Annotated in this window: 8 protein-coding genes; 7 read left to right on the plus strand and 1 reads right to left on the minus strand. The window is 40.9% G+C overall.

Annotated features, from left to right (window positions below):
• Positions 1-809: 809 nt before the first annotated feature.
• Complete coding sequence (rsmF, locus tag I6F45_RS17730; RefSeq protein WP_165740737.1) at positions 810-2,261, minus strand: 16S rRNA (cytosine(1407)-C(5))-methyltransferase RsmF; 1,452 nt, start codon at positions 2,259-2,261, stop codon at positions 810-812.
• Positions 2,262-2,526: 265 nt separating this feature from the next.
• Between rsmF and I6F45_RS17735 the strand changes: the two genes are divergently transcribed.
• From I6F45_RS17735 to I6F45_RS17765, 7 genes are all read left to right on the plus strand, one after another.
• The gene (locus I6F45_RS17735) at positions 2,527-3,219 is read left to right on the plus strand and encodes a GntR family transcriptional regulator (protein WP_165740738.1); all 693 of its coding nucleotides are present in this window, start codon (positions 2,527-2,529) and stop codon (positions 3,217-3,219) included.
• A gap of 139 nt (positions 3,220-3,358) precedes the next feature.
• Positions 3,359-4,237, plus strand: a complete 879-nt coding sequence (prpB, locus tag I6F45_RS17740; protein ID WP_002962361.1) for a methylisocitrate lyase — start codon at positions 3,359-3,361, stop codon at positions 4,235-4,237.
• A 46-nt stretch (positions 4,238-4,283) separates the two neighbouring features.
• Positions 4,284-5,408: a bifunctional 2-methylcitrate synthase/citrate synthase gene (gene prpC, locus I6F45_RS17745; RefSeq protein ID WP_165740739.1), complete on the plus strand. Its 1,125-nt coding sequence runs from the start codon at positions 4,284-4,286 to the stop codon at positions 5,406-5,408.
• A gap of 129 nt (positions 5,409-5,537) precedes the next feature.
• Positions 5,538-8,147, plus strand: a complete 2,610-nt coding sequence (gene acnD, locus I6F45_RS17750; RefSeq protein WP_165740740.1) for a Fe/S-dependent 2-methylisocitrate dehydratase AcnD — start codon at positions 5,538-5,540, stop codon at positions 8,145-8,147.
• Between the two features lie 11 nt (positions 8,148-8,158).
• Entirely contained in the window at positions 8,159-9,325 is a 1,167-nt protein-coding gene (gene prpF, locus I6F45_RS17755) for a 2-methylaconitate cis-trans isomerase PrpF (RefSeq protein WP_165740741.1), read from the plus strand.
• Positions 9,326-9,807: 482 nt separating this feature from the next.
• A complete protein-coding gene (locus I6F45_RS17760) occupies positions 9,808-12,840 on the plus strand; it encodes a hypothetical protein (protein ID WP_165740742.1) in 3,033 nt (1,010 codons plus the stop codon).
• A gap of 62 nt (positions 12,841-12,902) precedes the next feature.
• Positions 12,903-13,994, plus strand: coding sequence for a hypothetical protein (locus I6F45_RS17765; protein WP_024607186.1), 1,092 nt, complete (start codon positions 12,903-12,905; stop codon positions 13,992-13,994).

Genomic DNA, 13,994 nt, shown 5'->3' on the forward strand with positions numbered 1-13,994 from the left:
ACACCAAGTGATCTATTTAACTAACTGATTTATCACTTTTCTAAAAGCGCAGCGTCTCAAAACCTCTTTGTGAATACTTGTTTTATTGGTAAAAGCGTTGCTTTAAACGGCAGCAAGCAGCTCGTATTGTATCCCTACAAGAGTTTTTTGCTTACTTGTAATCGTTTAGCTTAATTACGTTAAAGTTAAATGTGATAAACCAATTGCACAAAGAGAAGTGAATGAGGAGTAAATGAGAAGACACCAAGTGATCTATTCAACGAACTGACTTATCACTTCTCTAAAAGCGCAGCGTCTCAAAACCTCTTTGTGAATACTTGTTTTATTGGTAAAAGCGTTGCTTTAAACGGCAGCAAGCAGCACGTCTTGTATCTCTAGAAGAGAATTGTGCTTACTTATAATCGTGAAGCGGGTTCACGTTAAAGTTAAATGTGATAAACCAATTGCACAAAGAGAAGAGAATGAGGAGTAAATGAGAAGACACCAAGTGATCTATTCAACTAACTGATTTATCACTTCTCTAAAAGCGCAGCGCCTCATAACCTCTTTGTGAATACTTGTTTTTTGGTAAAGCTGAATTGTTATTATACTGCGCAAAAAATTGCCCAGGGGTGTATAAAAAACCTCTGGGCAATAAAATGACTCTAAATTGAGCCTAGCGTTAACTAAAAACTTTCTGGTTCGTTAGGGAGAAGAAGAAAGTACTTAAAACTATAGTAAAGCTACTCAATAAAGCATAACTAATTTTGCCACCTAGTTACATTTGATAACAAAGGATTAGATTAATTATGCGTAATTTGTACTTTAGTTTAACCCCAGCTTATTAACTGCGTATTTTGCACTAGATCGCGTGGTAGTGAGTTTTTGATCTTATTTTTTTGCCATTTCCCCAGCCCGATAGGGCAACCACACAGCGTTAATACTACTTCACCTATTGTTTGAGTTGCCTCAGCTAAGCGTATATCTTTACCTTGAAAATAATCATTTGCTTGCTCGTTATTTAAAGCAAATACATTGGTTTTACACTTATTGCCAAATACGGTTGCAAATTCGTGCGTTAGTCTCACGCCGTTTTTATGAATAATGCCAATTTGAATACCTAAACGTGCGTACTTAATTTTATTTTGTACGGCTTCAAACCCTTGTGGAAATAACCACAGTTCTTTATCGCGCTGCATTAAGCTGCCAGGTAGGTTAGTTAGCCCAAAGTGCTTTTTAAGCGATTGCATAAACGCGGCACTTTGTTTTTTATCAAATTCGTTAAACGGAAACGCGCCTTTTTTAACAGTTTGATTTGGGTTATCGCAACTTGCGTGCTTTTTAAATTTAGCGATAAAAAAGCCTTCGCTATCGAACGTTTGCGGCCATACATGTAAATAGCCTTCATCGGTAGTAGCCTTGCTTGCACCTTCAAATAAGTCGCTTAGGGATTGCGGTGCTATGTAGTCACCGAATTCACTGAGTAAATAATCGCATACTTGTTGGTTTTCGAGCGGAGTAAGTGTGCAGGTTGAATACACTAATGTGCCACCTGGCTTTAATGCGTAAAATGCGCTTTTAATTAAGTCTTTTTGTACTTGGGCTATTTGTATGTTTGATTCTATTGACCAATTTTTAAGGGCGTCTGCGTCTTTACGTACGGTGCCTTCACCAGAACAGGGCGCGTCTAGCAGTATGCTATCAAAGCATTCAAACATGTAGTTGCCAAATATAACGCCATCAAAATGCGAAAGCGCACAGTTACCAACCCCCATACGTTTGAGCGTTGCGCTAAGTACCTTTAAACGAGACGACGAAAGCTCGTTTGCAACAAGCACGCCTTGGTTATCCATAAGTGCAGCTAGCTGCGATGTTTTAGAGCCTGGTGCTGATGCCATATCAAGTATGGTGTTACTTTGAGAGTCTGCGAGTTCAATACTCTGTTTTAAGGCAATAGGGGGCAGCATTGAACTTGCCTCTTGCACGTACATCGCACCGCTTAGATGTAAGTCGGTATTACCAAGGGCTAGGTTTTGCTCTTCATCGCTTGGGCGCTCTAACCAAAAGCCTTCACTGCACCATGGAATAGGGGTTAGCAGCCAATTTTTTTCAGTTGCACGTTTTACAAATTCTTCAATGCTAATTTTTAATGTATTAACGCGAATAGATTTTCTGAGCGGCCTGCGACACGCATTTAAAAAGTCATCTAAGTTTAGATGCGCTGGCAAATAGGTTTTTACGTCATCAATAAAGTGCTCAGGAATAAAAGTGTTGGCGTTCACGCGTTAGCTCATACTATAAAAATAAAGCGCGATAATAGCATTTATGCGAGGTGTTTTCAGCGCTAAAAAGCGTAACATCTGATTTATTACGCTGTCGACACTTCACTGTTTTAGTCCATTGTAAAACCATTTTTATGCGACTTTAGGTTAATAGTGTCGACAATGAGCGTGTTTTTTAGTCGTTTTGATAGGTTTTAGGGTTGACATGTTTTTTTAATAAGCACATAGTGACCATATGAATTGTCGACAATCTAAAAAATAACTTATGACACACACATTTTTAAACGAAGCGCCTATAACTACCGCATCAGATCAAGTATTTGTAGATATGCGCCGTGAGATTGTTGAAGGCACTATAGTTCAAGGTAGTAAAATATCAGAGCCAGAACTTGCAAAACGTTATGGCGTTAGCCGTGCAACGCTTAGAGAGGCGTTAAATCGCTTAGAAAGTTGCTACCTTGTTGAGCGTAAAGCTAACGTAGGTTGTCGCGTAGTTGCCCTTACCGCTGAGCGTTTGATTGAAGTTTACCAAGTTCGCAGCTCGCTTGAAGGTTTAGCATGCAGGCTTGCTGCCGACAATATGGAACCCGAAGAAGTAAAAGGCTTAAAGCAATTACTTAATCAGCACCTACAAACACAACGTGTTAAAGAAGGCGAATCTTATTATCAAGAAGCCGGCGATTTAGATTTTCATTACCGTATTATTCAAGGCAGTAAAAACGCGCATTTAATTCATTTACTGTGTAATGAGCTCTATCAATTAATACGCATGTACCGTGTACAAATGGGCATGGTGGGGCCGCGTGTATCAAAAGCGTTTGATGAGCATTTAGCTATTATTAACGCCATTGAAAACCACGACGGCGAACTGGCCGAAATGCTTATGAAGCGCCACATAAGTGCATCGCAAGCAAATATTCAAACCAAATTTGATTTATTAGCTAAGCAGAAAGCATAAGCTGTTAAAAGCTAAAAGCTAAAAGCTAAAAGCTAAAAGCTAAAAGCTAAAAGCTAGCAAGAGCAGTTAAACAGTCACAATTACAGATTAAAACTATAAGTTACTCCACGTAGCAACCGTTCAAAGTGAGGAGAAAGTAATGTCAGCAGGATTAAAATTTAAACACGCTATTGCCAATAACCGCCCGTTACAAGTAGTAGGTACTATTAACGCATACACCGCGATGATGGCTGAAAAAATGGGTCACCAGGCTATTTACCTCTCAGGTGCCGGTGTTGCAAACGCCTCGTTTGGTATGCCTGATTTAGGTATGACAAGCCTTGATAACGTGCTTGAAGATATTCGCCGTATTACAGGTGCTAGCGATTTACCACTACTTGTGGATGCCGATACCGGTTGGGGTGGGGCGTTTAACATTGCACGCACAGTAAAAGAAATGACTAAGGCCGGTGCGGCGGGTTTTCATATAGAAGACCAAGTAGCGCAAAAGCGCTGTGGTCATCGCCCTAATAAAGAAATTGTAAGCCAAGGTGAAATGGTTGACCGCATTAAAGCGGCAGTTGATGCAAAAACCGATAGCGATTTTTATATTATGGCCCGTACCGATGCATTTCAAAAAGAAGGTTTAAACGCCGCGATAGACCGTGCAGCTGCCTGTGTTGAAGCCGGTGCTGACGCTATTTTTGCAGAAGCCGTACACGACCTTGCTGATTACCAAGCATTTGCAAAAGCGATTAACGTTCCAATTTTGGCAAACATTACTGAGTTTGGCCAAACACCTATTTACACTAAAGAGCAGTTAAGCGATGTAGGCGTTGAAATGGTGCTTTACCCACTAAGTGCATTTAGAGCCATGAACAAAGCAGCATTAAACGTGTATTCAGCAATTTTAAATGAAGGCTCGCAACAAAGCCAAATAGAAAATATGCAAACGCGTTCTGAGCTTTACGACTTTTTAGATTACCACACGTACGAGAACACACTCGATACTCTTTTTTCATCAAAATCTGACAAATAAAAACTATTAAAATAAATCACACACAAATTTAAGATAGGAGAAGATCATGGTAGATAAAGCATTAAGCGGCGCAGGTTTACGCGGACAAGTGGCTGGTCAAACAGCATTGTGTACTGTAGGACAAAGTGGTTCTGGTTTAACGTACTGTGGTTACGATATTAGCGAACTGGCCGAAAAAGCGCAGTTTGAAGAAGTGTCTTTTTTACTTTCACGCGGTGAGTTACCTACAACAAGCGAATTGGCTGAGTATAAAGCTAAACTTAAAAGCTTACGCGGCTTACCGGATGCGCTTAAAACCGTGCTTGAAAATATTCCTAAAGATGCGCATCCAATGGATGTAATGCGCACAGGTTGCTCAATGTTGGGTAACCTTGAAATGGAGCTTGATTTTAACCAAGCCAACGACGCAATCGACCGTATGATTGCTGTGTTCCCAAGTATTATTTGTTACTGGTACCGCTTTACACACGATGGCGTACGCATTGAAACACAAACAGATGACGACTCTGTTGGCGCACATTTTTTAACGCTGTTACACGACAAAGCACCTAGCGAGTTATTTGCACAAGTGATGAACGTATCACTAATTTTATACGCAGAGCACGAGTTTAATGCTTCTACATTTGCGGGTCGTGTGTGTGCATCAACGCTTTCTGATATTCATTCTTGTGTAACAGGTGCGATTGGCACGCTGCGTGGTCCATTACATGGTGGTGCTAACGAAGCGGCAATGGATATGATTCAAGGCTTTACAAGTGCTGAGCATGCTGAGCAAGAAGTTATGGGCATGCTTGAGCGTAAAGACAAAATAATGGGTTTTGGCCATGCGATTTATCGCGAGTCTGATCCACGCAATGTAATTATTAAAAAATGGTCTGAAAAACTAGCTGCAGAGGTAGGCGATACCGTGCTTTACCCTGTGTCTGTTCGTTGTGAGGAGATTATGTGGCGCGAGAAAAAACTGTTTTGTAACGCCGATTTTTTCCATGCGTCTGCTTATCACTTTATGGATATTCCGACTAAATTATTTACGCCAATATTTGTAATGAGCCGCGTTACTGGTTGGACTGCGCATGTAAAAGAGCAACGCGCTAACAACCGTATTATTCGCCCAAGTGCCGATTACACAGGCCCTGATGCACGTAGTTACACACCAATAGAGTCACGTTAAAAAATGAGTGAGCACGCATGTGCTCACTTTTTTATTGCACATAGCCACTAGCGAGCAGTTTTTCTCAAACTTTTCATTAAACACGCTAGCTGTGAGCAAACACCGTCACCAAATTAGCGAACCCTTATCATGACCATAATTAATAACACCCAATACCGTAAACCCTTACCGGGCTCAAATGTCGACTACTACGATACCCAAGAAGCCGTAGATGCAATTAAGCCAGGTGCATACGCCACGCTACCTTATTCATCACGTGTATTTGCCGAAAACCTAGTACGCCGATGCGACCCTGCCATGTTAACCGATGCACTTAATCAGCTAATTGAGCGAAAGCAAGATTTAGATTTCCCTTGGTATCCGGCGCGCGTAGTATGCCACGATATTTTAGGCCAAACGGCACTTGTTGATTTAGCAGGGCTTCGTGATGCAATTGCAGCTAAAGGCGGCGATCCGGCAAAAGTGAATCCGGTAGTCCCTACGCAGTTAATAGTTGATCATTCGTTAGCTGTAGAGCATGCCGGTTTTGATCCTGACGCATTTGAAAAAAATCGCGCCATTGAAGACAGACGAAATGACGACCGTTTTCACTTTATAAATTGGACAAAAACTGCCTTTAAAAATATTGACGTTATTCCACCGGGTAACGGCATTATGCATCAAATTAATCTTGAAAAAATGTCGCCGGTTATTCAAAACCGAGATGGCATTGCATTCCCAGATACTTTAGTTGGTACCGATAGCCACACACCACATGTTGATGCACTGGGCGTTATTGCCGTGGGCGTAGGTGGGCTTGAAGCTGAAAGCGTAATGCTGGGCCGTGCTTCTTATATTCGCTTGCCCGATATTGTCGGTGTTGAGCTAACAGGCAAGCGCCAACCCGGTATTACCGCAACCGATATTGTGTTGGCTATTACTGAATTTTTACGTGAGCAACGTGTTGTATCTACTTATTTAGAGTTTTACGGTGAAGGTGCTGATGCGCTTACTCTTGGTGACAGAGCAACCATTTCGAACATGACGCCTGAATTTGGCGCAACTGCAGCTATGTTTTATATCGATGATAAAACAATAGATTACTTGCGTTTAACTGGCCGCGAAGAAGAACAAATAGCCCTTGTAGAAAACTACGCAAAAACAGCAGGCCTTTGGAGCGATAGCTTAAAAACAGCTAAATACGACCGTGTGCTTACGTTTGATTTATCAAGCGTGGGACGCAATATTGCGGGTCCGTCTAATCCGCACCGCCGTGTATCAACAAGCGATTTAGCTAAAGAAGGGATTTCGGGCGTTGTAGAAAACGAAGAAGGCTTAATGCCCGATGGCGCGTGTATTATTGCTGCTATTACTAGCTGTACTAATACGAGTAATCCGCGCAATGTAATTGCTGCAGCACTCCTTGCCCGTAACGCAAATGCCAAGGGGTTAATGCGCAAACCTTGGGTTAAAACCTCATTAGCACCGGGTTCAAAAGCGGTGCAATCATACCTTGAAGATGCAAATCTACTAACAGAGCTTGAGCAACTGGGCTTTGGTATTGTGGGTTTTGCGTGTACAACTTGTAACGGTATGAGCGGGGCGCTTGACCCTATTATTCAAAAAGAAGTAATCGATCGCGATTTATACACTACAGCGGTGCTTTCGGGCAATCGTAACTTTGATGGACGCATTCATCCTTATGCTAAGCAAGCATTTTTAGCGTCACCTCCTTTAGTTGTTGCGTACGCCATTGCAGGCACTATTCGCTTTGATATTGAAAAAGGAATACTAGGGCAAGATCAACAAGGCAACGATATTACGCTTAAAGATTTATGGCCGTCAGACGAAGAGATTGATGCAGTAATTAAGCAAAGCGTTAAGCCAGAGCAGTTTAGAAAAGTATACGAGCCGATGTTTAATTTAACCGTAGATTACGGTGAAGATAACGATCCACTTTACGACTGGCGCCCAGAAAGTACGTACATTCGTCGCCCTCCTTATTGGGAAGGTGCACTTGCGGGTGAGCGCACAATGACCGGTATGCGTGCGCTTGCAGTTCTTGGCGATAACATTACAACCGATCATTTATCGCCATCAAACGCAATTATGGCAAGTAGTGCTGCTGGTGAATACCTGACCAAAATGAACGTGCCAGAGGAAGACTACAACTCGTATGCAACGCACCGGGGCGATCATTTAACAGCGCAGCGCGCAACATTTGCAAACCCAAAACTACTAAACGAAATGGTACTGGACGAAAACGGCGAAGTTAAGCAAGGCTCTTACGCACGGTTAGAGCCACAAGGCACTAATACCCGTATGTGGGAAGCAATCGAAGCCTACATGGAGCGTAAACAACCGCTTATTATTGTAGCTGGTGCCGATTACGGGCAAGGTTCGTCGCGCGATTGGGCAGCAAAAGGCGTAAGACTTGCAGGCGTTGAAGTAATAGCAGCTGAAGGTTTTGAGCGTATTCACCGTACTAACCTAATTGGTATGGGTGTTTTACCGCTTGAGTTTAAAGCAGGCACAACGCGTAAAACTCTAAAGCTGGATGGCAGTGAAACGTACGATGTAGCAGGCGATTTAAAACCAGGTGCCACCGTTAATTTAAGTATTACTCGTAAAGACGGTGAAGTACTCACTGTGCCTATGAAGTGCCGTATCGATACCCAAGAAGAGCTTTCTATTTACGCGGCTGGTGGTGTGTTACAACGCTTTGCACAAGACTTTTTAGAAGCAGCACAATCTGCATAAGGGCAAGCATTATGTTTAAACCGCAAATTAAAGTGCCTGCAACCTATATGCGTGGCGGCACCAGTAAAGGTGTATTTTTTAATTTAACTGGCTTGCCAAAGCCTGCTCAAGTAGCAGGCGAGGCGCGCGATAATTTATTACTGCGCGTTATTGGCAGCCCCGATCCGTATGCTAAGCAAACGGATGGCATGGGCGGTGCTACATCAAGTACCAGTAAAACCGTAATCTTAAGTAAAAGTGAGCAAGCTGACCACGATGTAGATTACTTGTTTGGTCAAGTGGCAATAGATAAACCTTTTGTAGATTGGAGCGGTAACTGCGGCAACTTAACCTCAGCAGTGGGTGCTTTTGCCATTAGTAATGGTTTGGTCGATAAAAGCAGAGTACCTAATAACGGTGTTGCTATTGTGCGTGTGTGGCAGGCTAATATTAAAAAAAGCATATTAGTGCATGTCCCCATGACAAATGGCGAAGTACAAGAAACCGGCGACTTTGAGCTCGATGGCGTTACTTTTGCTGCAGCTGAAGTAAAACTTGAATTTATTGACCCCGCTGATGGCGATGGTGCGTTATTTCCAACTGGTAATGTAGCTGATGATTTAGAAGTACCGGGTGTTGGTACTTTAAAAGCAACAATGATAAATGCAGGTATTCCTACCATATTTATTAACGCCACTGATATTGGTTATACCGGTACAGAGCTGCAAGACGATATAAATAACGATGTTGCAGCGCTTGAAAAGCTTGAAACCATTCGTGCTTATGGCGCTGTTAAAATGGGCTTAATCACTAACATTAGTGAAGCGCAAGCTCGCCAACATACGCCTAAAGTTGCGTTTGTTGCAGCGCCTTTAGATTACAAAGCATCTAGCGGAAAGCTTATTGAAGCTGCAAATATCAACTTGTTAGTACGTGCTATGTCGATGGGTAAACTGCATCATGCCATGATGGGCACAGCTGCTGTTGCTATTGGCACGGCTGCAGCAATCGAAGGCACACTCGTAAATATAGCCGCTGGTGGCGGCGCATTGAGTGAAGTTAACTTTGGTCATCCGTCGGGCACGCTAAAAGTAGGTGCTGAGGCTAAAAATAATGCTGGCAACTGGCTAGTTACCAAAGCAAGTATGAGCCGAAGTGCACGCGTATTAATGGAAGGGGTTGTAAGAGTCCCTCAGTAATTACTAAACATTTACTTTAGGTAAGTAAACAAGTTTTATAAACGTTTGCTTAGCTAAAGTAAAACCTACTAACATTCATTATAAACAATCCTTTTTCATTAATTTTTCGAATTATCCTCTTTTTTAGCTTTCATCCATCGCATTTACTTGAAGAATATAATTAACAAACTAGATTGTATGTAATATTCATTTAATAAAGTGAATATATTGTATCAATATGTGCTGGTTCTTTATGAGTGTCTATAGGTTATTGAATAATAGAGATGCTGATAAAGAAGTAGCTCATAGAATAAAGATAAATACTTCTATAAAACGTATAAATATGTAGCATAACTATATAGCTTAATGGTATTTTTAATGTTCTGGTAACAAAGGTTATGATTGTGTACTTTTTTAATGCTTTTTAAACATAAAAGCTTACACAAGCCACTATCAACTAAACTAATTTCTGATACTCATTCCAGGCTATCAAGGAGAAATAAATGGTAAAGCGTACGATCAAATTTACACCTATTGCAGCTTCAGTTGCACTTACATTAGGCTTAACAGCATGTGGTTCGGACAATGACAGAAACATTCCTGTTACACCTGTAGAATCTTTTACTGCAACAGGTGATGCACAGTTCAACATTGAAGTAACTGGTAAAGCAGTTAAAGGTTCAATGAAAAGTGCAGTAGTAACTGTAATGACTTTAGATGCATCTGGTCAAAGCGTTCCTGTTGCGTTTCGCTCAGCTGCTTCAGCAGAAGCAGAGTCTTTTTCTGAAGAAGCACTATCACAAAGTGCTGCTGATGCTGCAGTAGAAGCAAGTAAAATTGCTGCTAACCCTGAAGTATTAACTGATGAAAGCGGCCGTTACAGCATCTACTTAGATGATGACTTTACTGGACCAGTTTACATTACTGTTAAAACGTCTGCAGAAGGTGATGATAGCTTTTTACGTTGTGATGCTTACGTAGGTTGTGGCGATTACGATGTAGCGCCAGAAGAAGATGACGTAAATGATGGCGATACTGCGATTGAGTTTGGCGAATGGTACAAAACGGACCTAGAGCTTTCAGTTGTTAAATTTGTTCCAGCTGTTGAAGCAGATACATCTGGAGTAAGTGGTGCAGCTGGCGATCTTAATGTTGCTAGTTCTTATAAAGCTAATGTTACTTTCTTAACATCGTTAGTGGCGGCTCTTCTTCTTGACTCAGGTTCAAGTGTAGATGAAGACGCAATTGCTAAAGCAAGCTTAGATACTGTTGTACAAGTAATGGGTCAAGACGCTGCACTTTTACTTTCAGCTATTATTGGTGATTTATCTAACGGCGGCGCTGTAGATTTAAGTGATGTTGATGGCGAAGAAGAACTAACTGACGGTATTTTAGCAATTGCACAGCTTTCATCTTCAATTCAAGGTTTACCTTCAATTGGTGATGTAATGAGCAGCATTAAAGCTGGTATTAAATCAGGCCAGTTTAAAGGTAATGCTGATGCTAGCATTGCAGCAATAGCGACAATGTTACAAACAGCTATTACAAATACTGCAAATGTTTTTGTTGCCATTGCTACTGGTACTGAAGATGACATTAAAACTGCATTAGAAGCCGCTTTCGCAGCAAAAACTCCAGCTCCTACTGCTGGTGAGATAGTTGCATTTGCTGCTAGCTCAGCTGATGTTGCTAAAAAAGCAAAAGCTGCTAAAGATAAAGCTGTTAAAAATGGTGCAGCAACTGATGCTGGTCTTGCAGCCGCTGCAGTGAAAATTAAAAAAGCACTAGAAGTAATTGGTTGTACTGGCGCAGAATGTACAGTTGGAGATGACTTTTATACAGCTCTAGCAGCTGCTTTAACATTAGAAGTTACTGCTTCTCAAACTGCACTTACTGCATTAGAAATGAGCATTGAAACAGCTCAAAGCTCACTTGTAGATGTTCAAGCAATGGGTGGCGATGCTCTTACCGCTGATAACGCAGCTGCATTTGTAAGCGCTGTTACATTACTGAAAAATGAAGCTGCTACAGCTGGTTTAACAGCTAAAGCGGGTTCTATTTTTGTTAAATCACAAGGCTATGTAACTGCTGCAAAAGCGTTAGTTACTCAAAGCTCTGATTACCAACAAGTTCTTGATTCTGCAACGTCGTTGCAAACAGACGCATCTGTTGCTGTAACTGACACAGTTGCATACGACATTGCATTAGCTGCACTAGTAGCAGAAGCAGAAACTGCGATTGAAACGTTTGATATTGCTCTTGCTGCAGCAAAACTAGTTGCTGAAGACACTGCAGACGTTGCTGATGAGAAAAAATCAGTAGCAGACACAGCTGAAGCGGCTTCTACTAGCGCACTTGCTAACGCAGAAAATGCAATGGTAGATACAGCTGCAAACGCTGCTGAAGCAAAAGAGCTTGCGATGACTGCAGTTACTGCTGCGTCTGATTTTGCTGCTGCTGTTGATGCACTTGAAATTGCTATTGAGCAAGCACTTGTTGCTGCGAATGAATACTTAGCTCTTGAAGGCGAAGGCGCACAAGCAATGATTGATGCGCTTACAGCTATGCAAACAGCTGCTGTAGCTCAAGGTGAACTAGCTAGCGAGCAATTTGTAACAGCTTATAATCTACAGCTTGCTGCTGAAACTGCAGTTGCAAAACTTGAAGTACTAACTTCTGTTAAAGCTACATCAGAGTCATTATCGACTATGACTGTGCTTACAGGCACTGGTGCTGATGCAGTTGCTGATGCAGCAGATATTCTTGCAGACGTAATTGATGAATTAGCTGAAATGGGTAATAACTCAGGTACAGGCACATCAACTCGCAATGCTGATTGGGACTATGCTTACAGCTTAGATGATCTTACGCTAATGCTTAGCAATGCTACTACAGGTGAGATGATTAATGCAGCGGCTTCTTATGAAGGCGACAAGCTTGTTGTTGCTTGGGGCGCTACATTAAAAGGTGAGAATGACGTATCTGTTGAGCTTGTTACTGCTGCTACACAAACACAAGCACTTACAGATTGTGTTGATTTTGCAGCCGGTACAATTGATGCTACTCAAATCGATTCATGTTTAGTATTTACTTTTGATGGCGCAGTAACTGCTGACAATGTAGATGATGCAGAAATCATAATGACTGAAACGGCTAACCATGTTGAAATCATGGATGGTGATTCTGGCTTCACTGGTATGTTAAGTATTACAGCTGATGATGCAACAGATTCAGGCTCTATTACATTAGAGGGTGTTTCTGGTGATGTAGACTTTAAAGTAATGACTACATACCTTGACAGCGACATGGAAGAAGCAAGTGCTTTAACTATTACAGTAAATAATGCAATGGGTTACACGTTGTCTATTACTGGTAATGAAAGTGCAGGTTACACTGGTGACGTTATGGCTATGTACAATGAGATGATGATGTCTTTTGGTACTGCAGCTAAAACAACAAACGGTCTTTCAATTACTTACATTGATGGTGACGTAGTTGATTACACTGATGTTGATTTAATTGATTCATCTAAGTAATATTTAAACTATAAAAGGGGAAAGCAGCGCTTTTCCCTTTTTTTATAGAAAGCGATTAAATTATGAAAAAAAAAATTCTCTTGTTAGGATTTTCAACAGCTTTTATTTCTCCTCTTGCTTCCGCAGATAACCAATTTCAAATTTTTACCCACTTTGACGCAGAAATTTATACAGAAGCACAACCAGTACAAGCCTTTGTAGATGATTTTGATGCTCCATTAAAATCGGGTGACAGTGCATTCACCTATAATATATTTGAAGTAGGTGTTGGCTACGGTAATTTTAAGGTAGGTTTACAAAGTCGTTACGACTATGTTCTTAACTTTGATCCTGATACAGCCAAATATACTCATACCGAAAAAAATGATCTAGAGTTTGAAGATAGATTTTATACATATTACCTTGATGCTAAACAAGCAACGTCTAACGGTGTATTTGTATCTTATGATTTTAAATTTTTAGATAAAAATGCATTAACAATAACACCTAAACTTTCTGTTTTTGCCAGCTCGCACTATCAAGATGCCACTGTAAATGGTGAAATTTATAGTGATGAAGTTGAAGGCGCTGTAACTGTCGATTACAACTTTTCAAAAGACATATTATTTAAAAAGTTTTCACCTTCACAAAAACCTGAAGGGCTTGGCTATAGCCTAGATATTTTTGCTGATTGGCAAGTAAATGATGAGCTTCAAGTTGGTTTTAGCGTAAAAGATTTACTCTATAAAACAGAGTACGAAGACAGCGGCTCTGTAAAAGGTCAAACTACTGAAATTCCATTTAGCGAAGATGACAACGGCGATATTATTACTCAGCCAACAGTTTCATTAAAAACATCTGCATTTGGAAATACGGTATCTCATGATTTAGAAATGGAAATGCGACTACAAGCATTTGCCGATTACAGAATAAACGACCGATTTTCGACTCAGTTAACTTTAAAACGTTACGACAAAGACACGTTCAGCCAATTAAAAGGCCGTATACACTTTTGGGATCATTGGAAAGTACAGGCAGGCTATGAGACAAAAAGTGAAGCATTTTTAGTTGGTATAGAAAACGAGTATTTTGGTCTTAATTTACAAACTGATAGCCTAGATTTAGATAAAGCCTATTATGCTAATGTGAATTGGTACGTGAACATTAAGTTTTAA

This window comes from Pseudoalteromonas sp. SWYJZ19, assembly GCF_015864375.1.
Lineage (GTDB): Bacteria > Pseudomonadota > Gammaproteobacteria > Enterobacterales > Alteromonadaceae > Pseudoalteromonas > Pseudoalteromonas arctica.